The following is a 26058-nucleotide window of genomic DNA, read 5'->3' on the forward strand; positions in this document are numbered from 1 at the left end:
GGGTGGACGAATGAAACATTGTCGTCGGGTAAAGCACCGCTGTGCTGCACGGAGAATTGCTGACAAATGGAAAAGAGACCGAAATTCAAACGAAAAGCGATGCATTCATCAAGCATTTTAAATACGCGCAAAACCGTGCAAGCTTCTAATTTTTCGGTCATTGCGTTGTCTGTTGCGCAGAAGGGCAGCGCGGTGGCCGGCCCTGGGTCGTCAACACGACGCGGCACATCATCGACAGCGCGACGAAGATCGCGGAGATCACGGCGATCATCGAGGCGTTGCGTTTCAGACCAACATTCTCGCGCTGAACGCGGTCGTCGAAACGGCGCGCGCCCGCGAGCAGGGACGCAGCTTCGCGGTGGTCGCAAGCGAGGTACGCAGCCTCGCGCAACGCTCGTCGAGCGCCGCCAGGAGATCAAGGACCCGATCGCGACGTCGGTCGACCGGATCCGCGACGGCTCGGCGCTCGCTGGCGAAGCGGGGAGGACGATGAACGAGCTCATGCACGCCGTCGCACGCGCGACCGACTTGATCGCGGAGAGGTGGGATAGGTTCTGAGCGGCGCTTTTTCGCCTGCGCGTCGCGCCTGCTGTTCCCGAAGGCACGGCATGCGGTCAACTCGTTCATCGAGGGTAATGACGATATGCGTTTGTCGATGTAGAAAACAAAAATTGGCGGGAGGCCGGTTTTTGTTTGAAGAATCTGGTGGGAGGAGGGCTACAAAAACGTCTAAAAACGCAAATCAGATACGCTGACTTTTCCGTCATGGCTTTTCAGCGTGCCCCGGAATTTGCCCCAAAGCCGATTCGGCTGCAAATCGGCCTCAAAGTCGGACCGCAGAGACTGCAACAAGACACCCAATGCGCACTGCCACTGGACCTATTACCGTCAATTCTGCCCGGCTCCAATGCGTGTTTCTGATTGGAAGCAGGTGCCAGATTTGCGCATGGATCCCCCAAGGCGTGATGCTGATGGCCATGCTCGGCAAAGAACGTCTCGAGTCCCGCTGAGTTTAGCCTAGTCCAGATGTTCGCCTACTGCCATCTATCCGCACGGACGCCGGCCCCACGGCGAACGCATCTTCCTCCGCCTCTAAGGGAACAGCCACAACAGACCCATGACTGTTCGCCCGCGTTAAATGGGCGACGCTCGTCATTTGCCGCAGCCCCATCGCGGAAAGGTCAAGTACGAGGGGTTGCAATATTTTGCGAGTCGCCTCGCCACCGCGGGACAACACGTCGATAAAGTCCTCCTGATTTGGCTGCCCGAGAGCCAAGCGATAGATCATGCGCTGCTCTCGAAGTTGGGCGAAACGTGCAACATCTCTCCCGAAAGGGCGCTCGAAAACATGGCGGCGGATTTCGGCGCCGTCCAGCACCCGCCAAGGGCGAAGGCCGCTTGCATCAACCGAACGTTCCGCATGCCTCTGTACGCAGTGCCAAGGGGAGCTGTTGGCTATTTCCGGATCGTTCCACACCTCGTGCTGCAACACCGTCGAAAGCCGCCGCCTGACGGCCAGCCCCGCATAACGCTGAACTCGACCTTCGCGCTGCTCGAGATCAAGCGGATTGGACGAAAGATCCCAATGAACCACGTGCGAGCACCAAGGGTGAAAATCGAGGCCTTCTTGCCCAACGGACGTCGTCGCCAGGACGTGCGGCCAGAAGGGCGTGTTGAAGCTCTGGCGAACTTCATCGGGACGAGCCTGAGTGACATGGGCAACACCCCCTTCCATTTTGACCACCGGCTCGGTCTGAGCGTCGCCGAACGGCACAGCGGCATGGCAACGTACAGGGATTTTGTGTGGCGCCCCGCCGATTCCATGAAAACTGAAGCTGCCCGCGCGTAGACCGAGCGACGATTGCAGATCCTTGGCGAGCTCCGCCACGCCCCCTTGAAGAGTCTGCGCGCGAAGCCAGAAATGCTCGTCGAGAACGCTTTCGAAGCCACCATCGACGACGGCACTCATGACTTGCTCGACCGCATTCTTCCCAGGCAGCGACGACAGAAACACCGGATTGTCGAGATAGGCGCGCAACCCCTGCCAACTTAGTTGAATCAGTTCAAGGTAGCGCGCTGCGTCAAGAATCGTCGGGTCATGCCGCAGCAGAGCCCGCCCGAGTGCAACGCCTGGTGCCCCAATCGCATAGTCCACGAGGTCCGAAAGCTCGACAGGAGAGAGCCCGTCTATCGGCTGTGCCTGCCGCCATTTTCGGACCGCGGACTGCGCGGCACGATCATCGCCGATCGCGCTGCTCCAGCCTTCTGCGGACTTGTCCGCGACACCAGCAATGCATTCAATTGACGCTAAGATCCGTGCAATTGATCTGTGCCGTCGCCGGGCCTTCACGGTCTTCCGTTCAACAATGCCTTTAGGTAGAGCGGCGAGGATCTGCCGCCGGACCTCTTTGCGAACGGCGCTGAGCGTCGCCCCGCCTTTTGCGAGTGGGTCTGTGTTACGGATTAGCCAAGGCGAAGGATGGAACGCCGCCATCACAGGTCCGGGTATGGCCACCAGTTTGAAGCGTCGGCGCGCATAGGCTTTTTCATAGCCGCCGCGCTGTCTGGGAAGACAGTGGGCCTCGACGCCAAAACTTAGAAGCGCGGCGACGCTCGGCGGCGTTGCACGGAAACGACTGAACATTAGCAACTTGGGGTCGGTCGCTGCGTTCTTCCAACCTCCGCTTAACGGCCACCAGGGAAGCGATGGAGCAACCCACGGAAGCGACAACAGCTTCGGCGGAGCCACGCTGCTTAGCGCCCGAAGCTTTGCATCTGGCCAAGCCGTTGGCGCGTTGAGCTTGTCACGACGTCCCCGTGTCATCCGTGTGAGCTTCGGCGCAGCCTTGATCTTGGCGCGTTTCCAGGCCGCATATCGAGGACCAAGAGATTGAGCTGGCAACGGAACTGACGACCAATACGGCAACGCCTCATAGCGCAGCTGCTCAGTGAAACTGTCTGCCAGGTGCCGGTACACCTGAAAGTCCTCAGGCAACGGATCCGCATAAAGAAATTTGGTTCCGGCAAGTGGGTCTGCCGATGCTACGCTGTCTCGCTCGGTTCGCGACATCACCGGCGTCAACAGGATGCGCAGCTCATCTCTGAGCCGCCCAGCTTCGGCCACCTCATCCTTCAGCTCTGGATGATTCGCATCAGTATGCGCGGCGATGTCACGCAGCTTATCGCCGAAATTTGAAAAGAGCGTCTTCGCACGATCACGCACATCGGAACCGGCAAGAAACTCGATCAACTTCAGAAGCTCCGTATGAGCGAGGGCGCCGCGTGCCTCCTCCCATCGTGTTGTAAGGTGCGGATAGGGTGTTGCACTAAGCAGTAGAATCGCCGGCGGCGTGGCCGAGCCCTGAGGTTCCAGAAGAGCCCTTAGAAGCGGATCAGCGTCTCTCTCATCCAGAAGCTGTCGGTAACGCTGAAACTCGTCGAGAATGACGAGATCAGGTGGTTCTTGGCGCAGCGTCGCCAGTGCCAAGGCACGTCGGAGACGCCCGACGAAGATTGTGGGCTTGAGAGGCTTGACGTTCCGCTCCGCGTCACCGAGCACCGCCAGATCGAGCATCGCGCGCACCGGTTCGCCGAACTCAGCCGCCAACGCTTCACGAAACCGTTGCCGCAGACGCGGTGGTGAAGCTATGAGCTTCGTTTCTGCGTCCGCGACAGCCCAATCCCACGACCCGCGCGCGCTAAGCCGCAACACCGGCCACAAAGACCCACGCATGTTGATGCGTTACTACCATCCGCGAGCCGAGGATCTAGCAAAGAAACTATCGTAACTGCAACAGCAGCTTGCACGGCGTCATCCCTCATTGGGTCTCGCTCTGCGAAGGTGTTTCGAGTGCGTACTGCCGGGCTATTCTTCCGCGAAAAAATCCTCGTCTAGCCGCTTGAACTCGATCCTACGGCTGACGCGGACGCCAACGCCATATTCGATCATCAGGTCGGTCAGCCGGTCCCCGTCGATCAGGATCACGCGCTGAGCGAGATGTTTGACATAGTCGCGCGCCTGGCTACTGAAGGTGGATGTGGTGACGAACACGCCCTTGGTGGCGCCGCGGCCGACAAGGCTGCCGACGAAGGCCTGCACATCGGGGCGGCCAACTGTCGTGTCGGCATAGCGTTTGGCCTGCACATAGACCCGGTCCAGCCCCAGCCTGTCCTCGTTGATGACGCCGTCCACGCCGCCATCGCCAGAACGGCCGAGCTGGGTGGCGGCATTTTTGTGCGATCCGCCATAGTCCATGGCGATCAACAGATCGACGATCAGTTGCTCAAAAAACGCCGGGCTGTTCTGGACGATGCGTTCCAGCAGTTCCGCGCGAAGGGCTGATTCCACGGCCTGATGGGCCGCCTCAATCTGCTCCTCAGGCGTCCCGGTTTCGACTGACGGGACGCTGACAGCAAGCGGGGCATCGTCGTCGGCCGATTTCTGCCCGCTATAAAATTCGCGGAAGCCCTCATAGTCCTTCAGCTCGTGCACGCCGATCCGCGCGGGATTGGATGCCAGCAGCGCCCGCCCCGCATCAGTCGCGATGAATCGCCCCCGCTTCGGCGAGGTGACAAGGCCCGCCTTGGACATATAGAACTTTGCCCAATGGATGCGGTTGTGGAGTAGGCGTTGCCGCCGACTGGGTAGCATTTCTTCGCGTTCAACTGGACTGAGGCCAAGATCATCGGCAATGCGTTCGGCGGCATCGGCCACGCGCTGTTCACCAGTGGCAGCGAGGCGCAGCACCGGCAGCATCAATGTCTGGTAATCGGGAATGGCCATGGAATCAGGCGGCCTTCTTGCGGCCGCGCTTGGGTTTCGGCGCGGCAGCGCGTTCTGCCCGGATGCGTTCGAGCAAAGCGCTGGCGGGTTCGTCGGTAGGGTCTTGCGGAACCAGTTCGCCCCTAAAGGCCTTAGCCAACAACGATTGGTCGAGGCGATCGATTAGCTTGCGGGCGCTAGTGGCGTCAGCAGTCAGGCGGTCAATCCATGTGAAAGCGGATTCTATACTTGCGATCCGCTCCTTTTGCGCAGCGATACTCGGCAAGGGCAGCTCAAGGGTTTGAAGCTCTTGCGCGTTGACGTTGTTAACGCCGCTGGTCGATTTTGCTGCATTCGTTATGGTATTGCGTGCGACAGAGGATTGCAGGAACCAATGCAGGTATTCCGGCAGGCACCGGGTGGGATCAAGGCGCAATCGAATGAGATAGCCGGCAAAAAGCATTCCTGCTGCACGATGATCAACAACAGCGGAACGTCCTACGAGGTCTAGGCTGCCGTTAGAGCGTATCACCAATATATCGCCGGTTTGCAGCTCCAGCTTCAAAAGCTCTTTCGCGTCAAAATCGGCTGATTTCATATCTCCGAGATCGATGCGACCGCCCTGCACGTTGGGAATGCGGAGGACAGGAACAGCACCGCCATCGTAATTACATTTCTTGGCCGTGCCGTAGCGAATGTCAGTGATGACGTCGCCGACGCGGGCCAACTCCGCGTCACCCCGGAAGGCGGCGGCGAGGATGGCCTGTTTGTATTTCTCGACGAGGCGGGGGATGTGCTCGAGATGGTCGCGAGCGCGTTTGGTTTTGCCGATGAGGCTGTCGATCTTCGCCACGATCCGCCGCTGTTCGGGTAATGGCGGAAGGGCAAATCTACGCGCTTCCATATCACCTTTAGTCACGTGGATCATCGTCGATCCAGTGCCGTGATCGGATTTGATATTCTCTTTATCCCATTCGAACCAGTGGTAAAGAAAACGTTTTTCGATAAGCGCATCAACTGGCCGCGTTTTCCAGATATGGTAGTGAAAGATAACTTTCCCGCCATCCCATATCCGAGGACCGAACGAGGCAGACCACGCATACAGCAGGTCGCCACTGTCACAATATTTGTCGCGATCGAGGTCTAGATCGGAATAATACCAGTGTCTATTGGAAAAGAAGTTTCCAACGCGGAGAACAGGATACCTTCCCTTATCAAGCAGTTCATCTTGCTTATACGCGCGACCGTTTATGAGTTCACAAACGTCACGAAGGCGGGCACCCGCCCACCCTTCCGGCAAATTACTCATTCGGCTGCCTCCGCAATGGCAGCGGCTTCCTCAACGCTATCCGGCTCCAACTCCTCCGACAGCGTTTCGATCTCCTCCAGCGCCGCTTTCAAATGGCCAATGATAGCGGCGGCAATGTCTTCCGGCTCCGTCAGCGCTTCTTCCGCTTCGGCTTCGGTATCGCGAAGCCAGCTTATGTCGAGATTGTCGTTGCGGTGGGTAATGGCGGCACGGTCGAACTTGCGCCAGCGGCTGTCTTCGCCCTGATCCTGCCGCTCGGCTTTGCCATTGGCATCAGCGCCATAGGCCGCCTCGAAATCCGCGAAGTCGGCGATGGTCAGCGGGCGGGTCTTGCCATAGGCCGGCATGTTCGCCCGCATGTCATAGACCCAGACGGCCTTGGTATTGCCTTTGTCGCTCTTGCCCCGTCGGAAGAACAGCACGTTGGTCTTGACGCCCTGCGCATAGAAAATGCCGGTCGGCAGGCGCAGGACGGTGTGCAGGTCGCACAGGTCCATCAGCCAAGTGCGCAGGCGGCGGCCGGTGTTATCCTCGAACAGCACATTGTCGGGGATGACCACGGCGGCGCGCCCGCCCGGGGCCAATGCGCGCACGATATGTTCGACGAAGGCAAGCTGCTTATTCGACGTATCAGCCGTGATCGAGAAGTCGGATCGGGTCGGACGACCGCCCCCCTTCTTGGTGCCGAAGGGTGGATTGGTTAGGATCAGATTGGCCTTGGGCAGCGCCTCGCCATCGGGTGACAACGTGTCGATATTCTCCATCCCGCCTTCGATACCGTGCAGCAGTAGGTTCATCATGCTCAGGCGATGGGTATCGGGCACCAGTTCCGCGCCGGAAAAAGCGTTGTGCCGCTGGAAGAAGGCCTGTTGCTCGGTCAGCCTGTACAGGTCGTCGGTATGGTCCTTGATGTAGCGATCGGCGGCGACGAGGAAGCCCGCCGTTCCCCCTGCCGGGTCCTGGATCACTTCCCCCGGCTGCGGCTGCATGAGGCGGACGATGCAGTCGATCAGCGGACGGGGCGTGAAATATTGCCCGGCGCCGGATTTCTTGTCGGCCGCGTTCTTTTCCAACAGGCCTTCATAAAGGTTGCCCAGCCCCTCCTCACGGGCGGAAAACCAGTCGAGCTGATCGATGTTGGAGGTCAGCGCCTTGAGGTTGGTCGGCTTGCGCAGGCGGGTCTGGGCGTCGATGAAAATCGCGCTGACCAGCTTGTCCTTCGCCTTGCCGAGTTCGAGCAGCATCGCCTTGTAATAATCGAGCTGTTCCATGCCCTCGCGCTGGGCGAGCAGGCCCCAGCGCCACCCTTCCGGCAAACGCTTCTCCTTGCCGGTTTCCTCCAGCATCTTGAGGAACAGCAGATAGGTCAGCTCCGTCACATATTCGTTATAGGTGACGCCATCGTCGCGCAGGACGTTGCACAGGCCCCAGAGCTTGGCGACGATATCAGTGGTGGTGCTCATTTACGCGGTCTTCTTCCACAATTGTTCATTAATCCCGGCGAGGATGCTTTCCAGCTCCCCGCCGAACACCTTGTTAAGGCGATTGAAGCCGCCATCGGCGATGAACGGCTCTTTGTCGATGGCGGCGCGGTCCACCACGATTTCTTTTTCAATCTGTTCGCCGATCCGCTTGAGCCAGCGTTTCTGTGGATCTGTCCATGCGCGGCTCGCCATGATCGCACGCATCGCGTCCCGCACGCGGTCTTCATAGGGAATCAGCGCATCGCCCAGCGCGGCCTGACGGACGAAGCCGATGACCGAGGCGGCGATTTCCTCATTGCGCGCATCGGCCCAGGCACGGCGCAGATTGGCGTCCGAAAAGCCCTTGGAGTCGAGGGCAAGGCGCAATTCCGTCAGATCGGCGCGGGTCAGATCACGAGGGCGCTGCACGACGAGTTTCAGCGCGGCGATCGTGTTGATATTGTCGCGCACGAAAGCGGCAAAACTATCCAGAAAATCCTCTGGCTTCGCGGCACTCCCGTAACCGCGCGACACATCGACGACCTGATCCGCGTGCCTAGAAATCGGGACATAGCCGGCATTATCGCCTTCAGCCTGCCAATCGAGGATGGGGCCGACCGCGGCGCGGTCCTTCAGCCATGCGGCAAGCTCCGGTGCATCGCTGGAAGCGACCCGTTGCAGCATAGCTTCCGGCGTTTCACCCGCTTCGGCCTCGAACTGCTGCCTTGCCTCGTCGGTCAGCTTCTTGATCCGGCGGCGCAGCTTCACAGCAAGCTGTTCGCGAATGGCCTCCCGCTGCTCATCGTTCTCGGCTTCCGTCATTTCCCGGACGAGCTGGGCGAAGCTGATCGACGGGTTGACGACGACAGGCTTCATGTCGGTCATGTTCTGGAGATGCGGATAGAGATCGACGGCGTCGAAAATCCGGAAAACCTCTTTGCCTATTTCCGGACACTGGCGCGTCGCACGGCCGGTCATCTGTTCATACAGGATGCGGCTATTCACGCGGCGCAGAAACACGAGGTTCGTGATCTTCGGCACGTCGATGCCGGTGGTGAGCAGATCGACCGTCACCACGATTTGCGGATTGGCATCATTGCGGAACGAGCGAATCCAGTTCTTCACCTTGTCCACGCTGCCTGTGATTTTCTTCACGGCGGCATCGTCAATTTCGCCATATTGCTTAGCGAAGGCGGTCTTGATGGCGCTGACCACCATGTCTGCATGGGCATCGGTAGCCGCGAAGATCAACGTTTTGCCGGGTAGCGCCGGATCAATGTGCTGTGCCAGCTCCTCCGCTACGACGCGGTTGAACTCCGGCGTAATGACCTGGCGGTTGAATGCCTCGATCTCGAAACGGATTTCGTCTGGCGCGTGGGCCAGATCGACTTCGCCGGTCCGGGTGTTGAGCAGCTCAAGCTCCTCATCCTTCTCGAACTTGATACCGGCACGCGCCAGCGCGGTTTCGATGCGGATCGGTGGCTCGTGGTCGATCAGGAAGCCATCGACCACTGCCTCGCGATAGGAATAGGTGAACACCGGATCGCCGAAAATGTCGGTGGTGTGCAGCGCAGGCGTGGCGGTCAGGCCGATCTTTACCGCATCGAAATAGTCCAGCACGCGCCGATATTTGGAGATGTAATCGTCCTGCCCCCGGAAGCTGAGTTCGGCGTCGGACATTTCCCGATCGAGCAGATAGCCGCGATGGCATTCGTCGATGACCATCAGGTCATATTGGTCAACGGGTGGCACCGATGCCCCATCGGCAGCGAACAGCACGCGCTTCACCAGGCCTTGGATCGTACAGATGTGGACTTTGGTTTCCACATCGGGCGTCACGTCGCCAAGCCCCTTGAGCCCGAAGATTTCCGCAAATGTCTTGCCGGAAACGACCTTGGTGGTCGAAAACTCCCCCTCAGTCTGATCACCAAGGGCGCTGCGATCGACGACGAAGCAAATGCGCCGGAACCGCTTGGCTGACAGCAAACGGTACAACATGGCGATGGCGAGCTTGGTCTTTCCGGTGCCGGTTGCCATCGCGACCAAGACCGCCCGTTGCTCAGCAGACAAGGCTGCTTCTACCGAGCGGATCGCGCTTTCCTGATAATGGCGGAGCGGAAATCCGAACTCGAATGGCTGCGCTTGCAGGGCGGCGTCGGCAGCATCCTGATCGACTTCAAGCTGACCGGTTAGGCCTTCCGGTGTCGGCCAGTCGACCAATGCACGGCGATGGTTTGCGGCGCGGCGGGTATCGCGGAACCAGATGCCGCTCTCGGTCTCAATCTGCTTGAGATAGGATCGGCCATTCGCGCTGAACACAAATGGCACCTTGTGCTGACCCCAAGGGCCACCGGCATAAATGAAATCGGCGCTGTCGTTGATACCAGTCGAATAGCGCTCAGCTTGGTCGATCGCAGCGGACACATTCTTCCGCCGCCGCTTCGCCTCAACGACGCCGACTAGGGTGGCGCCGACAAACAGGGCGTAATCAGCGGGACCATTTGCGGTTGGCCATTCAGCGATAGCGAGATTCCGGCCTTTGGCTGGGCGCACGCCATTGCTGTATCGAAGATCGCGGGTATCGACCTCCCATCCGCGGTCGCGCAGTTGCTGGTCTATGAGCGCGCGTGTTTCCGCCTCGTCGAGGTCAATCTTTACTGCAGCCTTTTCGCCCCGTTCCACCAATTGAGCAGCCTCAGCGCGAGGGGCGGTTTCCGCCTCGGCTTGAAGTGCGGCGAGCCGGCTTGTGACCTCTGCCTTCTCGGCATCAATGTCTTGGGCGATCCTCTCCCAAGCGGCACGCTCCTCAGCCTCGCGCGCCAATCTCTCTTCCACCGCCTCACGCGCGTGAGCCTGTTCCTCGGCTTCAAGGCGGGCGCGAGCCGCATCGCCCTCAGTTTCCGCTACTCTTTGCCTGAGCTTTTCAATCTCTTCACGCAGCGCAACCGTCGCATCGACGGGCTGGCGCGGCGGCACAAAGGCACCCGACCGAAAGTTCGCAGCGCGACCATAGGTCCGATGAAACCAGATGCCGAGCGACCAAGCGAACTTGAGCGCCGTAAGAGCGGTAGAGTGGTCGCCCGTTGCTTCGTGCACGGCGCTGTTGCCGGCCTTCCGTAACGCATGAAAAATATCAGCGGCTTCCTTCGGTATCAGTCGATCATATGACAGGCGCCGCAGAGTTTCTTCGAATATTTCACGCTCATCACGATAAACGGCGTGATGGGCAGCGACAAGCTTCGCCATCAATTCAGCAAACTGGCGTAGCTTGACGATCGCTGTAGAGGGATCGCTAGGGAAATAGCTCTCCGCAAGGCCGCCGAGCGTCACTAATTGTTTATTGTGCGGTCCCAAGAAACCGAAGTTCGACGAATCCACTGCTTCCCCCCGTCCATTACCAAGTGGCGATGCGCAACTAAGGTCATCGGTGCCGCGGGGCAACGACGCCGACGTGCTTGTAAAGCGTGGTACGGGAAACGCCGTAGCGTCGGGCCACGTCGGCAACCTGAATTTCCGGGTCACGCAGCAGCGCCTTGATCTCGCGCACCTGCTTCTCCCCCAGCTTGGGCTTGCGACCGCCAGAGCGGCCTCTGGCACGCGCAGCCGCAAGCCCAGCATGGGTGCGCTCACGGATCAGACTGCGCTCGAACTCCGCAAGAGCTGCGAAGACGTGGAAAACCAGCTTGCCCGCAGCGCTGTTCGTTTCGATCTTCTCGGTGAGGCTCTCGAAGCCAATTCCCGAGCGTTCCAGCTCGGCGACGATCTGCACGAGATCGGCCAGGCTGCGCCCGAGCCGATCCAGGCGCCACACCACCAGCGTGTCGCCGCGGCGCAGGGCTTTGCGGCATTGCTCCAGCTCAAGGCGCGCAGCGCTCTTGCCACTCGCCGCCTCCTCATAGATGACACGGCAACCAGCCTGCTGAAGCGCATCACGCTGCAGGTCTAAGTGCTGGTCCTCCGTGGAGACCCGCGCGTAGCCGATCCGCTGATTCATTTACACAACCGGGACGTTGAAAAATTGACGAGAATATTAACGGGGTAATTAGGGTTGCGATAGCCCGGCATGAGAATTTTAGACGTGTCTAGAAAACCACCGTTTTCTGGACTAGCACGCGACACCCGCGTTTCCGGGTTGCCGGTAACGACCGACAGGAAATAGACAAGCTCAAGGGCTTGCAGGCGTACGTGCGCTCGATCCGGCCGGACCTGCCGGCGTGCGCTCACTAGCTTGCTGCGCTTTGCGTATCTTGCGGTCCAGCCGCCGGGCCTCCTTCTCCAACGCGTCAATCCGCCGGAGGAACGGGCGCATTTGATCCAGCAGCTGGGCCTCCCGCTCCTGAAGTTGCGGGACCACGTGCGCGTAGTTCCACTCGTATTGTTTCAGGGCGAGCCGCGTATCGGACCACGCGCGATCAATCGGGCGCAGGGTGGCCCGCAGCTCGCGCAGCTCCTGCAAGATGGCTTTCTGCCGCCGCTGGTCGGTCTTGATAAGGGCCATCCGCCGCAGTTCTTCAGCCAGTTCGGGGCTTATGGTCATGAACCGTGTCTGGTAGAGGAAGGATGGTCGAACTCCCGGCCTTGGCGTTGCGAACGCCGCGTTCTCCCATTTTTGAGCCATCCTCCCATCAGCCGCAGCGAGTGTTAATCGTAATTCATCCCATGCCCGATTTGGGAATAACAGTTTTTTCCTACTGCGTAACACCTCATATACCTACAAAAAGCAAAACCGGCCTCGCGATCACCGATAGGAACCGGCCGACGTCAGGCGCAGTCCGGCCAGCTTCCGCCATTCACGATTGGTGCCGCATCGACATTCGAACGGCTACTCCGCAAGCGGTCATTCAATCACCAAGAGCCCGCGTCATGTCTTCGGCCATTGCCGACGCTCGGCCAGACAGAGTTTCACGGCAGCAATGCGGCAGAGTGCAGACGGTGGCGACATCACGGGGTTCGACGTGGGCTTCCTTCTTCAGCGAACTCACACTTTCGTTTAGGTTTGTTCGGTGCCTGCCCTCGACCACGAGCTCGTGATTCAAACAACGCGTGAGGGCAGGCGTTGAATAAACCTCGCGGAAGGAAACCGCGGAGTGGTCTGATGCGGCCAGCGTCTTCGCTATGGCGAATGATCAATCTGGCCGGTTGTTGATTTCCAGCAAGTCTTAACCCACGGCCGTATGAAAGTAGCGAGCAACTGCGGGCGCGGCTGCTGGCCATTGCGATTGCCACCCGCGAGCAGGCGATGCAGCCGCGCACGGTCCCCTTCCCCGAACACGTGACCGAGCCCGCAAGCGCGGCCGTGCTCACGCGCAGGCCGTCTTCAACCATCCAGACAGCCTGCGGCTGGAGGAGGAGGCCGCCTGTGCCCGGAGCGATCCCGCCATGATCAACGCTGCGCGGCGTCGCGGCGAACTCCACCGGACGACTTGTTGCACGCCCGTCTGGGTGAGCACGAGGAGGGGATGTATCGAAAGCCCACGTCTTTAAGTCCGCTTATCTGGCCTAAGGCGTCAAGTCGAAATTGGGCTCTGCCTCACTTCTGCACGGAATGTTGACTCTGCGTGTTAGCGGTTGACGCTACGATCCGTGCAACTCCAGACCGTCCCGATGCAAAGAGCACAATATGTTCGAAATTCAAACATTTTTTTCAACTCTGTCCTATAATCGAACTACCAACGTTGACGGAGAAACACGATGACGACTTTTGACGCAGATGCCGTTCGTGCGGAACTGGAGCGGTTCTACGACGCCACCCGTTCGGTCGAACTAGTGGGCGAGGATCCGTTCGACCTGGGCCCCGATCTCGACTCGCTCACGGCGACGGGCGTGCTTGCCACCCTTGAGCCCATAGTCGGGGTCGGTGAGCTTCCACTCAAGTTGATCCGGCGCGGTGGGTACACCGGGCGCGAGGATTTTGTGTCCAGTTTGCTGGCCGAACTAACCCGATACGTTGCCTCGCTTGGGTGAGCGGCCATGAACGATATCGAGATGCGTGCGCTAATAGCCGCTCGTCTGCGTGAAGCTCGCCTGTACGTTGGAATCAGTCAGGAAGAGGCAGCGAAAGGGGTGGGCGTAACGCGCACGGCAATCGTCCAGATCGAGAAAGGTGAACGTCGCGTCGAGGCCGTCGAACTGACCCGACTGGCTGCGCTGTACCAGCGTCCGGTGGAACACTTCACCGATAGCGGGCAGGAAGAAAACGCAGCGACCGATGACAACGTGAAACTCCGTGCCCTTGCGCGTATGGCGAACGGGCTTGAAGACGACGACATTAAGGAACTGGAACAGTTCGCCGCCTTCCTGCGTGACAAGTCGAAAATCAAAAAGCGAGGCTAGCAGATGGCTGACGAGTACAGCGCACGATTGGAGGCGCACGCCGAGGCGGCCCGTGTGCATACGCGCCTAGGACTCGACTCTACGCTCCTCCAGCGCGGAGAAACGCGTATCGACGTCTTTGATGCGGCCCATCAACTTGGCATCACCGTCGCGTTCAAACCGCTTAAAGGCCTGCTCGGCGCGTACCTGAAGGAAGAAGAACCCGGGATGCTCATCAGCACGTTGCGCCCACAGAGCATGCAACGCTTCACCGGCGCGCATGAACTTGGGCACCACTGCCTGCGCCACGCCAGCAACCTCGATTCTGAGGCGTCGCTTCTGCATCCTGATGATCCCATTGAAAAGCAAGCCAATCATTTCGCTTCCGCGTTTCTCTTGCCACCGTGGCTCTTGCGTGCGGTTGCGATCCAGAAACAGATTGTGCGCGGCGATCTGCTCAATCCGGGCGTCGTCTATCAGCTTGCACTGCGATTTGGGTGCAGCTATGTCGCAACCGCTATTGCCATTGCGAACCTGTTGAAGCTCTCGGCGCAACAGCGCGCGCCGCTGGTCAAGGCGAAGCCTCAGACCATCAAGCTGAACGAACTCGGCGCCGAAGGCGTGCCGCCGAGCAAAGCAGATGTCTGGGTACTGAATGAGCGCGACGACAACATGCGCATTCATGCAGGACCGCGAGATCAGTTTGTTCTGCGCCTGAAAGAGCGCCCATCAGCAGGTTACCGGTGGGATATCAGCGAAGCACGTCGGGCCGGATTCGATATCGTTGAGCGAACACCAGCCGCGGCACCCGCGGTTGGTCCCGAAAATACGGTATACGGTGCGCAGCGGGAGCGGACCTTCATTCTGCAAGCCCCGCAGGCCGTGCGCGATCTGAAAAGCGATGACGAGGATTTTCTCAACACGCTCGAGCAATACGCGAGCGTAGTCGGCTTGCGACAGCAGCGGCCGTGGGATCGCAATTCGGAACCCGCATCGACCTTCCGACTGGCCTACGAGCCGACGTATCAGCCCAGCGGGCTGCTTGTTCAACAACGCATCCCTTCCTGAGCATGCCGATCACACTTCAAGTGGACCTGCGTCCGCGACTGGGTCCCGTCTTTGATCAATCTGATCGTGCGACGTGCCTTGCCTTCAGCGTAAGCGATGTGCACGCGTTCCACGTGAACGGGGCGTCGCCATTTAAGCCGCTGTCGGTCGAGCATCTGGTGTATCACGCGTCGCCACTGCCGTTGCCGAAATTGGACCCGACCGTGGGCCTCACGCCGATCGCAGTTGCTGCGGCTGTCGGTGTGGCTGGTCAACCCCACTCGTCTGCTTACCCGTACAACCCGAATCAGAAGCCTGGTGCCGCCTTGCCCGTTCCTCCAATATTGGCCCCGTTGATGTCGCGCAAATTCGACGTGCACCCCTTTTCGCTGGCGCTCGCAAACCAGTTGATCGGAACCTCAGAACAAGGTAAGCCGGCCGTGCTCGGACTTCAGATGACTGAGGTGTTTTTTGATCCGAAAGCGTCGCATGCGGATTCCCTGATCGACGGTAGCGCCAACGATCCTCAGTACGGTGGCCATGCGGTGATTCTCGCGGGAAGAGGCACGGACGATTCCAACGGTCAGGATGTCTATCTGATCAAGAATAGCTGGGGCACTGGCTGGGGCATGGGCGGGTATGCCTGGCTTACGTCAGCCTACCTCCAGCATCATGCAAAGCTGCTGATGGTTGCCTAGAAAGGAGAACAGGTATGGTGATGATTGCGCGCGGCGAGTCCGTCGGGGAAGCGTGGATTGACGGCCTTCAGGGCATGCTCAATTTGCAAGGTGACGTCGGTTACATGCTGGTGACCGAGATTGGCGCGCCGACCATCCAGGGCCCTCACGATCGGGAAATCGCCCGACAGGTAGACGCGATGCTAAGACGTGCACGCAAGCAGCCGGTGCAGGCAGTCTCGAATACGCTGTTTCCCCAAGACGTCGCCTCACGGTTCACTGCGCCGCTGATGTATCGGCATTACCTCGATGAGGTCTATCCGTTGCTTAAACAGGAGCGGGCAAACTGGTGGGGAACGTACGCACATAGGCTCTTCGAGAGAACGCAGGCGAACGGGACAGTGATCAATCCGCTGGATCGGATGATCCGAAAAATGGCGGCAAGTGTCCGGCGAGGCCGCGTGGTCCGCTCGCATCATGAACTGAGCCTTGTCGACCCTGACTTGGAAATCGCGATCGCCGATCCGACTTTGCCCGGAATGACGAGCACGCGAAGCGGTCCTTGTTTAAGCCATCTGAGCTTTAAGGTACCCGACCGGACACGCGTCGATCTGATCGCATTCTATCGGACGCACTACTTCGTAGAGAAAGCACTGGGCAACTTTGTCGGCCTCGCGCGATTGCTGAACTTCGTTGCACGGGAAGCCGGCCTGAATGCGGGGACGCTGACTGTCATTTCGTCCTGCGCCAAGCTCGACCTTCCCGCAGGCACAACTCGCGCCGATTTACGTCAGCTGCAGGAATCATTTTCGGTAAAGGCAAACTGATGCTGCTCTTCCGTCTAGATAAGCAAAGGCTGACGACCTGCTGTCGCTGAAACCCCAAATATCTCGCATACACCGCGCATAAAATCCGCCTGCCCTCCGTAACTGGGATGGCGAATGTACTGCGCCTTTACGCCGAGCGTGTCCAGGACTCTGACGGCGTCGTTGCCAAGGCCAATCACCGTGCAGGGCTTCAGCCACGACAACACCCCGTCCAGAATATGCCTTGTCGCCTTCAGCTCCGCTGCGTTAAAACAGCGGTTCGTCATAGGCTCGTCGGGTTTATGTGGATGAAAGGGAAACGCGTTCCAGAGGAAAGGCGCCGACGGGAGAGCCTCGATCATCTTCCATATTTCGGTCGCAGTACGCTCGGCGACCGCGCCAGTCGAGGTCGCTTTTCGCACCGATCGACAGCCGTAGGTTCTTACGAGCGCCGTGAGGTTTCCCTCATCCGTTAGCGCAAGCCCTGTACGTCTTCCACCGCGATATCCGAGATCGCGGCCGAACCAGATCGATTCCGTTCCGCGGTTTTCCACTGCACGCATGAACGCCATCAGGTTGTCGCGTCGAACAGTCGGCGAAGACGCATCATCGTGCAAGGGACAAACATCCGTATAGGGGTTGAATACATTGTCGAGATTCACATCGACAATCATCTCAATGAGTTCTTCGATATTCATTGCGTTCCTCCAACATACTCGAGGCTTCGCGCAACAAGGTTGAGCCGAACCGCCCCTCCGCCGTTGTTCTTCAAGAGATTGAAAACACGGTATCCGTCGAGAATGGCCTGTTCCCACTGCCAGAACGGACATATGTCCACTTCATAGCCGCGAACCATCTGTTTGACGGTTTTAAGGATCGAGAAGTCGATGCTGTCCTTGTCGACGAAGTAATCGCGCCTGGCCGCGTAGTTAAATATCCAGGTCGTAATACCTTCTTCGATGAGCATCGCCCGGGCACCATCCTCGTTTTCATCGGTCCGGGAATCACTTTTCCGCTTGACGCGAAGCAAGCCGCGCAACACAGGCGACCAGCCAAGGTGTACCGCGTAGGCCATATGAAACACGTCGTGATACCGGTAGAAATCGGGATCCGCACTGTTGTCGGTGAGCCGGTCGCCGATATTCAGTTTTGAGGATTGCAGAAGCAACTGCCCACGCTCACCATCTCCAACTTCATGGAAGTCAAACGTAATGTCGCGTGGAAGCTGTTCATAGGCCGGCATGCCCTCATCGAACAGGCCCACATGGATCATTTCGGTCGGCCAGCGTGCCAGTGTTTTTTCGATATTCCGTGCAGCGACTACTGACAGGTGAACCGGAATGCGGATGGAAACCGCAGCAATTGCTTTAAGAATCGCGGCAAGCAGCTTCTCGATTTGCAACAGGGGCAAGTGATCCGGGTTCTTTGCGTTTTCCAGCAAAGACTGCTCCTGGAAGAGAGCCCCCACTGCCTGACCTAGACGCAAAAGTGCATCTGATAAGGTCCAGTTGCGCTCCAGCTCTAACAAGCGTACCGCGGATTCGACATGGGCCAGATTTATCGCGCTTTCGTTTTCTGCCGGCACTGTCTTATTACTGCTGTCGCGGCACACATGTTCGGCAACGGTAGCCGGACTGACGCCTGAAAACAGACACAACGATCCCCAGTACCACAGCGTGTCCCCCAGCTCTTCAGCCAGAATGGCCATGGAGTTTTCCTGGGCACCGGGTTCCCGCTCTTCTTTCTTGAGTGCGGACAGTACACCGCCCGCCTCACCCATCAATCCGAAAAGTGCAACCTGCAGCCACTGATCCCGTCGATCAGCGAGCTTGTTGGTCGCGACAATGTGCTGCTCGAATTCAACGAGCGTCAACGGACGCATGGATTCTCCTAAGGCGCAAAAACTTCAGTCGCAAGGCAAGCGCGATTTGCCAGATTTCCTGTCTCGACACCGCAATGGCACCGTGCCGCAGTGCCAGCTCACGTTTGGACTCAGTGAGATCGTAGTGGGGAAAATTCCCCTTATCCTGAAACCAGTTCTGCTTCAACCCAAGACTGGCCGCGAATCGATGCAATTCCTCGATGTCGTCGGCAAGCAGGTGACACCACTTGCGTCCGCGCCATTCCCATTCGGCCTTGTCGACGTAGATGGCCATACATGATCCCGGTTGATGAAATGCGGGCAGGAGTTTATCCTAAGAATGTATTTATGTTGATATTTATTCCATCGTATGTCAATCCAGACAGAGATTGCAACTGCGTTGCGAGACGCGATGAACCGCAAAGGTGACACGCAAGTCACCCTAGCATCGCTACTGGGTATAGATCAAGGGAAGATTTGTCGCGTCCGGAACGGCCAGTTTCGACGTCTTACGCCAACCGTTGCCGAATTATGTCGATATGCTGATTTTGATCTAACCATTCGTCGAAATCCGGCCTCAAGCGAAATACTCATGAAGGCACTCAGCGAGGTGTGGGATGGTAGCGATGCGCACGCCCGACTCATCGCGCGACTGCTACGGGATGCAGTGCGCATAGGCGCCGATGGAAAGCGGGACACATCGGATCGCTAAAATGCTGATGCAAATACGGGACGCAACCGTCGCATCCACTCATTTGGCATTTCGCCGGTAGCGTATAGCGAGTGGAATCTATATAAGTCAAGGATCAGCATGCGTAAAGTCGAACGGCACAGTTCGTCGTGCCCTGAGATACTGTTGGGCAGTCAAGCCAAAGCCGCCTACCGGGATATCGCCGGACACTACTCCCTCCCCGAAGCGCAGCGACTCACGCGACGCGTGCCTTTGGATCATTCACTTCTGTACTCGATCGACGTCGTCTCGGTGCTTCACGATCTCTTCGAGGGAAAGTGCGCGTATTGCGAGCGTTCAATCAGCGGCACAACAGGCGCGATCGATCACTTCCGACCGCTGCATAGTGCGAGGGAAAAGGGTGCCAGGAGTACCCAATTCAGCGCTGACTACTACGGGTGGTTCGCATATGAATGGCGCAACTTTTTTTGGTCTGTCGCGAATGCAACACAGAAAAGTCCAACTTCTTTCCGGTTGATGACGAACGCCGCGCCACACTTTTAAGCACATGGGACGAGGCAAATAGCATCGAATCGGGTACTCTGCTCAACCCTTGCGAGGACAATCCTCAAGGGCATCTCGACTTCACTCTGGACGGGCATGCCCTGCCGCTGTCGCTAAGAGCCGCAAAGACGATTGATGTGCTCGCCCTGAATCGCCCTCAACTGGTTCAGGAACGCGCCCACCAGATCGCGCAGTGCATCGAAAGCATGGAAATAGCAAGGCACAAAGCCGATGCTCTGCTACAGGTGCTTGAGCAGATCCTCGATGATAAGACGCCTCATGCGGGTGCAATGCGGATCATTCTGACGGAGGTCGGCCATCGACTCGCCAAACATCTGGGTCGCTCGCGCCCGATGGCGCGAAAGCTGATCGAAGGCTTGGCTCAACTCCTGGTCTCGCTTGAATCGGATGTCCACGTCGCCGAATTCTGCCCGAATACGGATCAGGCGCAATCCGGTTCGGCCGCCTTCAGTGTCAAAAACTTTGCAGCGGCACCTCAATCCGTTGATTGGCCTTCACACCAATCGCCAATCAAACGCGTCGAGATTCACAACTTTCGTGGAATCGAGGATCTCACTCTCGACCTCAACGGAGGTTGGCCGTCGGACAAGCGAATGCCGGGCGCGATGTTGCTGGGTGAAAATGCAGCCGGCAAGAGTTCAATTCTGCAAGCCATCGCACTGTGTCTTATGGGCAGCACGATGCGCGAAAAGATGGGGATTCAAGCCAGCGATCTGCTGAGTCGAGAAACGAAAAACTGGCAACTAACACGTACACGAGATTGCTTCGTGAGAGTGACGCTCGCAGATCGCTCCGAGGTGGAACTACGGATTGATGCAGTCAATCAGAAATTCGAAGGGACGGCGTCGGCCGCAGCAACGATTCATGCGTTCGGCGCCAGGCGATTCTTCAAGAATGAACAGAGGCGCCGTACAAGGGTTGATTCGGCTCGCACACTTTTCGACCCTCTGTGGACCCTTGCAGATCCCATCGCATGGCTTCAAGGTCTCAGTCGAGGTGATTTTTATTCCGTGGCGCGCGCGATGCGGGAAATTTTCGCGTTGCAAAGGGATGATGAACTGAAGCTTGATGAGCGAGGCAACATTCTGGTTCGCGCTCACAGCCGCGATACGCCGATTCAGCAGATGAGTGAAGGCTATCGATCGGTCTTCGGTATGACGGTCACACTGATGCGTAATCTTCTGGATGGCTGGAGCAACTTCGAGGAGGCGCAAGGGATCGTTCTGATAGATGAAATCGAAACGCACCTGCATCCACGTTGGAAGATCCAGGTAGTGTCTGCTCTGCGTAACGCGTTCCCACGTGTGCAGTTTATCGCGACGACGCATGACCCCCTTTGTCTTCGGGGAATGCAGAAGGGCGAAGTTCACGTCCTCTATCGGGACGAGGAAAATCGAATCCGTGAACTGCAGGACCTTCCTGATGTCAACGCGCTGCGCACCGACCAGCTTCTCACTTCAGATTTCTTTGGATTGAGCAGTACGGCCGCCCCGGAATTCGAATCGAAACTCGACACTTTCGCTTCGCTAAGTGCCAATTCAACATCCGATCAACAGCGACAGCATCTGAGTACTCTAGCCGCGGAAATCGAAGACACGATGCTGATCGGCGACACGCCATTACGACAAATCGTCACTGAGGCAACGCGAGAATTTGTGCGGCGCTATGAGGCAACGCCGCTAGCAGAGCGGTCTCAGCTCCGGCAAGACAGTGTGAAAGCCGTTCTCGACGCATTGATCAGAGCGAGGGACGCATGATATTTGTTCAACGTCCTGTTGGAGCTGACGCGCCGGTCTCCCTGACCGCACCTGACGGTGCCGGTGCGCGCGAACTGACGCGTGCTCGCGAGTTCTACCGAACTACAACCAAAGGATCCTTCGATTTCACCGCGTACAAGGGGGCGGACGTTAAGGCCACGCTAAACCAGTTGTTCGGCGGCAAATGTGCTTATTGCGAATCCAGCTACAAAGCAACTGCGCCGATGGACGTCGAGCATTTCCGACCGAAAGGTGAAGTGGAAGACGAGCCCCACCATCGCGGATACTGGTGGCTTGCAGCTAACTGGGAAAACCTCCTTCCTTCCTGTATTGACTGCAACCGGCGTCGCAATCATCGTGTCCTCGTGCAAGGCATGACGCTGGAGCAACTCGCGGCCGAGAGGGAGGTGCTGGTCGGCAAGCAAGACCAGTTCCCTATCACTGGACATCGAGCTTTCAACGAAGGCGACGACTGCACGCTTGAGGCACCACTCCTGATCGATCCAACAAGTGTCGATCCCTCTACGCATCTGACATGGTCCTTTGATCAGAATCTAAGCGTTGCCGTACCTGTCGTCGGTGAAGGTCACGAGGATCCAGTTGGCATTGCGACCATTTACACGTTCGCACTTAACCGACAGGGCTTGGTCGAAGCTCGAACGGAGGTGCTGACAGCGCTGCAAACCAAAATGGTCACAATCAGGAAAACGTTGTCCAAAGCAGCTGCGAAAACCGATGAAGACGCGCGAAATGACCTCATTGAACTAGCAGTCGACTTGATCAAGCAGGTTCGCCAATTCGGTGACACCTCCAAGGAATACTCCGCCTTTGTGAACGCGTTCTTTCGAGATCAACTGGACACGTTGATCGAAGAATACGAAGAGAGCCTGCGCGGCCCGACATGAGCCGCAGGATGCGGCTTTGAGTGACATGAACAGATCCCCAGTACGTAAGCAGGAAGCCATGACACAACGAGATAGCCAGACTTCAATCCTGACGCTCTAGTGTTACGTTCCGTTGTTAACTGATCTATATTCACGTAGCGTGCTGGAATCAATGGAACGGGAGACGCCAGCATGCCCATGGGACTGTGCAGCTTTGGGCTGACCACGATCACCCATTCCTGAGTTTCGTGGTCCTTGTAGGCCTCATCGATCAGGCCGCCGATGTATGACCACCCGTCCTGCCTGATCTCTACCGCGTTGGCTCTTAGACGGGTGATGCGCGTGTGCAGCAGCCTACGGTTTTTGCCCGTGTCGGTCTTGCCCATGAGCTTTAGCAGCGAGTAGGACGTTACACGGCACGGCACCCCCAGCGCCTGAAGGCGCACGACGTGAAGCACGCTTTCCCAGCCATCGAGGTCGCCTTGGTCAAGGCGTTCGCCAGTGTAAAGAATTGTCAGACCGTCGAGCGTCGTCACCCGCTCGCCCGACATATAGCGGCGCCGTCCCTTGGCGATAGCGCCGAACAGTGCTGACCGCAGGAAGCCGTTGGGCACGCCCCTCACAAGGTCCGGCCAAAGCGGCAACTGAACGACATCGTGCGGAAGCGGTGCGCCGGTCAGCTTGTTGCGCTTTTCATGGGCGGTCCGCTCTTGGTGCCTTTTCTGCAATTCCACGACGCGTGCGACCAGTGCATCAACCGAGTGGCGCTCCGACTCGCCGCCTGCGCCTGTTGCTCCCCGCCCGAGCATGGCTGCACGGACCACGGTGCCCTGCAAATCGTCAAGCGGCATGACTCACCACTTGCCGTTGCTATGCGCGCGCTTCGCTACCGTTTCGGCTTTGGTTGGGCGCCCCCGTCGGCGCTTTTCAGGTGACGGCAGTTCCGCCACGTTAGGCGAGTCGGCGCCGGCGACGTGTAGGCCAATCCACCTCTCTACATCTTCAGCGCGCCAAAGAAGGCGCTTCGTGTTGGGAAGGCGACAGATCGGCGGAAGGGACTGAGGATTGCGCGTCGCATCGCTACGGATGCTGGCAACAGATTTCTGTAGATGCTCAGCGAGTTGATCGACCGTGAGTAGCGCTTGCATGGACATTGGCCTCTTGTTTGCGCCATGTCACATTTGTGCACACAGCGGCGTTGGTTGGCTGATGTATGCAAGGTTGACTAAGGGTCGCTGAGATCTCGGTAGAGAAACGAAGTGTTTTCTACCAATGAGCTGCGCGATCTCGAACAACCGCACGGCGCCACAAATTTGCCACACTGCGTGTGCAAAAACCTGCGCCGGAATGCAAAACAACGCACTACATCGCAAGACGTAGTGCGTTGTTTTTATTGAAACTTTTGGTGGAGAGGAGGAGGATCGAACTCCCGACCTTCGCATTGCGAACGCGACGCTCTCCCAGCTGAGCTACCCCCCCAACGATTGCGAAATCAATGGGTTAGCGCTACGTGCCCCCATCGTTAGACTGGCTTGTCACCCTGCTGTCACCCTCGGAGAAGTGATGGCAACCATACGACAACGCAACGACCGTTGGCAGGCAATCGTCAAACGGCAAGGCTACCCGGTCCAATCCAAGACATTCGCCCTGAAGAAAGACGCGGAGAAATGGGCGAGACAGCAAGAACGTCTTATCGACGCCGGACACTGGATCAACGACGGAAAAGATCACCAGACGACGTTAGGAGAACTTCTTGACCGATACGCAAAGGAAGTCAGCAACGGAAAGCGTGGAAGCCGCGCCGAATCCTACAGGATTGAAAGCTTCAAAAAACTTAGCCTCGCGAAACATGCACTGTCCTCCATAACGCCGCAGATGGTCGCGTCGTGGCGGGATTGCCGGCTAAGCGAAGTTTCGTCCGGCACCGCACTACGCGAACTTCAGCTTCTGGGGCACGTTTTCAGCATCGCGATCCGGGAATGGGGAATTCATCTTCCGAGCAACCCCGTTGGCCTCATCAGGAAGCCAAGGTCTGGCAAAGCCCGTGATCGCGTGCTGACTACCTCAGAAAGGGCCGCGCTTGTCTCGGCATGCGGTCAGTGCCATAACCCGTGGATAAAGCCTGTCGTGGTGTTCGCGCTGGAAACCGCTGCGCGACGCGGCGAAATCCTTGCGCTGCTATGGCGAGACGTTGACTTGACACGCCGAACGGCGACCCTACAAATGACGAAGACAGGGCATCCGCGAAAGATTCCGCTATCCACTACGTGCATCGCGATCATGGAATCGCTACCCCGTAGCCTTGACGGACGAGTCTTCCCCGTTTCCATGGAAACCGTGAAGCAGGCATACGAACGGGCGGTTGCGAGGGCCGGCATTTCGAACTTCACGTTCCACGATCTCAGACACGACGCACTGACAAGGTTGGCGAAGCAAGGGTTGTCCGTTCTAGAACTTCGTGCCATATCCGGTCACGCAACGGCCAACATGCTTCAACGGTACGTGTCGATTGACCCCGGCGAATTAGCCATGAAACTTGGATGACCATCGTCGGAACGCCAAGTAATGGAGTTCGCCCCTCGGCAGGCGGCGAATTGGAGGGGCGAGACTGCATGACGTTTAAGTCTCGTCGTCGGGCGGGCGAGTGGTGAAATCGACACTGACGATGAAAGCAGACCGCCGAAACGGCACCGTGAATGCGACGTGGCACCATTCCAAGCGACCTGACGAAGCAAGAGTCAGCAACGCCTGAAAATGGTCATCCGTCATATCGACCACGCCCTGTAACTCGGGTTTGATCGAAATGAACACGCCAACGTTGGGAACATCAGCATTTCCAATACTGGGCTTGTCTGTCGGCGAGACTTGGATCAAGAACCGGGTCACGTCGCGCACCGGTTCGGTGAACTCCCCCTCCATCAGAATCGATACGCGACTTTCGCGCTCGGGCGGACTACCGCGCGGCCTGTCCACACGCTCCGTTAGACTTGCGTGCCAACTTGTGATGCGCCCATATCGACTTAGAAGTTCACGTCTACGGTGTTGAATCTTCAGTTTGTGCATGTGAGGTACCTGAGAACAGCCTCGAATCAGGTCTACAATACTGACCCTTAGAATCGAAGAATTTCATTTTTACACAGCCTCCCTGATAACAAAAAAACGACCATGCTCAAACTCGTACTCGCCTGCGTACAAATCCTTATTGGTTTTTATTGGGCAGGCGATATGGCCCGTCAAAACCCGAAAATCAATGATTTTGTAGCGCACCTTGAAGACGGTTATGGAAGCTTCAATGATCGCCTAAAAGACGTAAAAGTAATCGAAGGCTTGATCGCCCTGAGGAAACTGTATGGTTACATAGCGATTGTGTCGTTCGTGCTGTTTTTCTTCTTACCGAAACTTGCTGGCACAAGTCGCTCCCTAGGTGCATTCTTGTCAACAGTCGGCATGGCCAGTGTATTCGGTTGGTTTTCAATAAAGTGGTGCGTCGATCACAAGAAGGCTGTTGCGGAGATCGGATCACAAGTTGGTCTTCTGATCTTTGGCCCTGTAATGCTGGGCGCCTTTGACCTGCTCATGGGAACTCGATTTATGGCGATCATTTGGGACGGTCTCTATAAAATACCTGCGCCGGCTAGTTTTCATATCCCACACTTGGTGAACCCGATCGCCATCGGCGGGAGCCTCTCTCTTCTCTTTGCCGTCTTCCTTGTCTTGTATTATTTGATCGCGTGGCTACTTACGGTGCCAGCCGCATTTTTCTCGGCGGCGCTCGTTTTGTTACCGGTGGCAGTCGCAAGACTGGTCCATACTGTCGCACCGCGAAAAGCTGTGAACGGCTGTGAGAAACCGACACTAGACGGCGGCATCGATCAGAGATACCGAATGGTCCAGGTCTGCTGAGCGGTTTGGTAATGGTTTGTGT

The 26058-nt window shown here is 57.8% G+C and carries 21 protein-coding genes, 1 tRNA gene and 1 pseudogene; 10 read left to right on the plus strand and 13 right to left on the minus strand.

Features of this window, described 5'->3' with window-relative positions:
- Positions 1-120 precede the first annotated feature (120 nt).
- A pseudogene (locus HDG34_RS39870) lies at positions 121-540 on the plus strand (methyl-accepting chemotaxis protein); the annotation flags it as partial.
- A 472-nt stretch (positions 541-1012) separates the two neighbouring features.
- Here HDG34_RS39870 and HDG34_RS24190 read toward each other — a convergent pair.
- The 7 genes from HDG34_RS24190 to HDG34_RS24220 form a co-directional block, all read right to left on the minus strand.
- A complete protein-coding gene (locus HDG34_RS24190; protein WP_221309234.1) occupies positions 1013-3574 on the minus strand; it encodes a helicase-related protein in 2562 nt (853 codons plus the stop codon).
- A gap of 291 nt (positions 3575-3865) precedes the next feature.
- Positions 3866-4783, minus strand: a complete 918-nt coding sequence (locus HDG34_RS24195; RefSeq protein WP_184062713.1) for a restriction endonuclease — start codon at positions 4781-4783, stop codon at positions 3866-3868.
- 4 nt (positions 4784-4787) lie between these two features.
- Positions 4788-6071, minus strand: a complete 1284-nt coding sequence (locus HDG34_RS24200; protein WP_184062715.1) for a restriction endonuclease subunit S — start codon at positions 6069-6071, stop codon at positions 4788-4790.
- Positions 6068-7534: an N-6 DNA methylase gene (locus HDG34_RS24205; protein ID WP_184062717.1), complete on the minus strand. Its 1467-nt coding sequence runs from the start codon at positions 7532-7534 to the stop codon at positions 6068-6070. The genes HDG34_RS24200 and HDG34_RS24205 overlap by 4 nt, the downstream gene beginning before the upstream one ends.
- Positions 7535-10912: a type I restriction-modification system endonuclease gene (hsdR, locus tag HDG34_RS24210; RefSeq protein ID WP_184062719.1), complete on the minus strand. Its 3378-nt coding sequence runs from the start codon at positions 10910-10912 to the stop codon at positions 7535-7537.
- A gap of 43 nt (positions 10913-10955) precedes the next feature.
- A complete protein-coding gene (locus HDG34_RS24215; protein ID WP_184062721.1) occupies positions 10956-11528 on the minus strand; it encodes a recombinase family protein in 573 nt (190 codons plus the stop codon).
- Between the two features lie 171 nt (positions 11529-11699).
- Positions 11700-12071: a hypothetical protein gene (locus HDG34_RS24220; RefSeq protein WP_184062723.1), complete on the minus strand. Its 372-nt coding sequence runs from the start codon at positions 12069-12071 to the stop codon at positions 11700-11702.
- 1154 nt (positions 12072-13225) lie between these two features.
- Here HDG34_RS24220 and HDG34_RS24225 point away from each other — a divergent pair.
- The 5 genes from HDG34_RS24225 to HDG34_RS24245 are packed head-to-tail and all read left to right on the plus strand — an operon-like array spanning position 13226 to position 16397.
- Positions 13226-13498: a hypothetical protein gene (locus HDG34_RS24225; RefSeq protein WP_184062726.1), complete on the plus strand. Its 273-nt coding sequence runs from the start codon at positions 13226-13228 to the stop codon at positions 13496-13498.
- A gap of 6 nt (positions 13499-13504) precedes the next feature.
- Complete coding sequence (locus HDG34_RS24230; protein WP_184062728.1) at positions 13505-13867, plus strand: helix-turn-helix transcriptional regulator; 363 nt, start codon at positions 13505-13507, stop codon at positions 13865-13867.
- Between the two features lie 3 nt (positions 13868-13870).
- The gene (locus HDG34_RS24235; RefSeq protein ID WP_184062737.1) at positions 13871-14914 is read left to right on the plus strand and encodes an ImmA/IrrE family metallo-endopeptidase; all 1044 of its coding nucleotides are present in this window, start codon (positions 13871-13873) and stop codon (positions 14912-14914) included.
- 2 nt (positions 14915-14916) lie between these two features.
- The gene (locus tag HDG34_RS24240; RefSeq protein WP_184062739.1) at positions 14917-15591 is read left to right on the plus strand and encodes a C1 family peptidase; all 675 of its coding nucleotides are present in this window, start codon (positions 14917-14919) and stop codon (positions 15589-15591) included.
- A 14-nt stretch (positions 15592-15605) separates the two neighbouring features.
- Positions 15606-16397, plus strand: a complete 792-nt coding sequence (locus tag HDG34_RS24245; RefSeq protein WP_184062741.1) for a hypothetical protein — start codon at positions 15606-15608, stop codon at positions 16395-16397.
- 14 nt (positions 16398-16411) lie between these two features.
- On the opposite strand, the gene HDG34_RS24250 is transcribed toward HDG34_RS24245, so the two are convergent.
- Genes HDG34_RS24250 through HDG34_RS24260 form a run of 3 tightly spaced genes read right to left on the minus strand, consistent with a single transcriptional unit; the run spans position 16412 to position 18532 of the window.
- The gene (locus HDG34_RS24250; RefSeq protein ID WP_184062743.1) at positions 16412-17074 is read right to left on the minus strand and encodes a uracil-DNA glycosylase; all 663 of its coding nucleotides are present in this window, start codon (positions 17072-17074) and stop codon (positions 16412-16414) included.
- Positions 17071-18258 (minus strand): nucleoside triphosphate pyrophosphohydrolase family protein, encoded by a 1188-nt coding sequence (locus HDG34_RS24255; protein WP_184062745.1) that lies wholly within the window; start codon positions 18256-18258, stop codon positions 17071-17073. Before HDG34_RS24255 ends, HDG34_RS24250 begins: the two co-directional genes overlap by 4 nt.
- Positions 18236-18532 carry a DUF4031 domain-containing protein gene (locus HDG34_RS24260; protein WP_184062747.1) on the minus strand — a complete coding sequence of 99 codons (297 nt, stop codon included), beginning with the start codon at positions 18530-18532 and terminating at the stop codon, positions 18236-18238. The genes HDG34_RS24255 and HDG34_RS24260 overlap by 23 nt, the downstream gene beginning before the upstream one ends.
- An 848-nt stretch (positions 18533-19380) precedes the next feature.
- On the opposite strand from HDG34_RS24260, the gene HDG34_RS24265 reads away from it, so the two are divergent.
- Positions 19381-21249: an AAA family ATPase gene (locus HDG34_RS24265; RefSeq protein ID WP_184062749.1), complete on the plus strand. Its 1869-nt coding sequence runs from the start codon at positions 19381-19383 to the stop codon at positions 21247-21249.
- Entirely contained in the window at positions 21246-22154 is a 909-nt protein-coding gene (locus tag HDG34_RS24270; protein ID WP_184062751.1) for an HNH endonuclease, read from the plus strand. The genes HDG34_RS24265 and HDG34_RS24270 overlap by 4 nt, the downstream gene beginning before the upstream one ends.
- Here HDG34_RS24270 and trfA read toward each other — a convergent pair.
- Together trfA and HDG34_RS24280 are read right to left on the minus strand one after the other, a co-directional pair.
- A complete protein-coding gene (trfA, locus tag HDG34_RS24275) occupies positions 22100-22984 on the minus strand; it encodes a plasmid replication initiator TrfA (RefSeq protein WP_260321303.1) in 885 nt (294 codons plus the stop codon). The two genes, HDG34_RS24270 and trfA, sit on opposite strands and share 55 nt — an antisense overlap.
- Before the next feature lie 552 nt (positions 22985-23536).
- A tRNA-Ala gene (locus HDG34_RS24280) sits at positions 23537-23612 on the minus strand.
- An 84-nt stretch (positions 23613-23696) separates the two neighbouring features.
- Here HDG34_RS24280 and HDG34_RS24285 point away from each other — a divergent pair.
- Complete coding sequence (locus HDG34_RS24285; RefSeq protein WP_184062753.1) at positions 23697-24677, plus strand: site-specific integrase; 981 nt, start codon at positions 23697-23699, stop codon at positions 24675-24677.
- 75 nt (positions 24678-24752) lie between these two features.
- Here HDG34_RS24285 and HDG34_RS24290 read toward each other — a convergent pair whose 3' ends face one another.
- On the minus strand, positions 24753-25196 hold the full coding sequence (locus HDG34_RS24290; protein WP_184062755.1) for a hypothetical protein: 444 nt from the start codon (positions 25194-25196) through the stop codon (positions 24753-24755).
- 102 nt (positions 25197-25298) lie between these two features.
- Here HDG34_RS24290 and HDG34_RS24295 point away from each other — a divergent pair, with 102 nt between their 5' ends.
- On the plus strand, positions 25299-26036 hold the full coding sequence (locus HDG34_RS24295; RefSeq protein ID WP_184062757.1) for a hypothetical protein: 738 nt from the start codon (positions 25299-25301) through the stop codon (positions 26034-26036).
- Positions 26037-26058: the final 22 nt, after the last annotated feature.

Origin of the sequence: Paraburkholderia sp. HC6.4b (assembly GCF_014200875.1) — a bacterium.
GTDB classification, from domain to species: domain Bacteria; phylum Pseudomonadota; class Gammaproteobacteria; order Burkholderiales; family Burkholderiaceae; genus Paraburkholderia; species Paraburkholderia tuberum.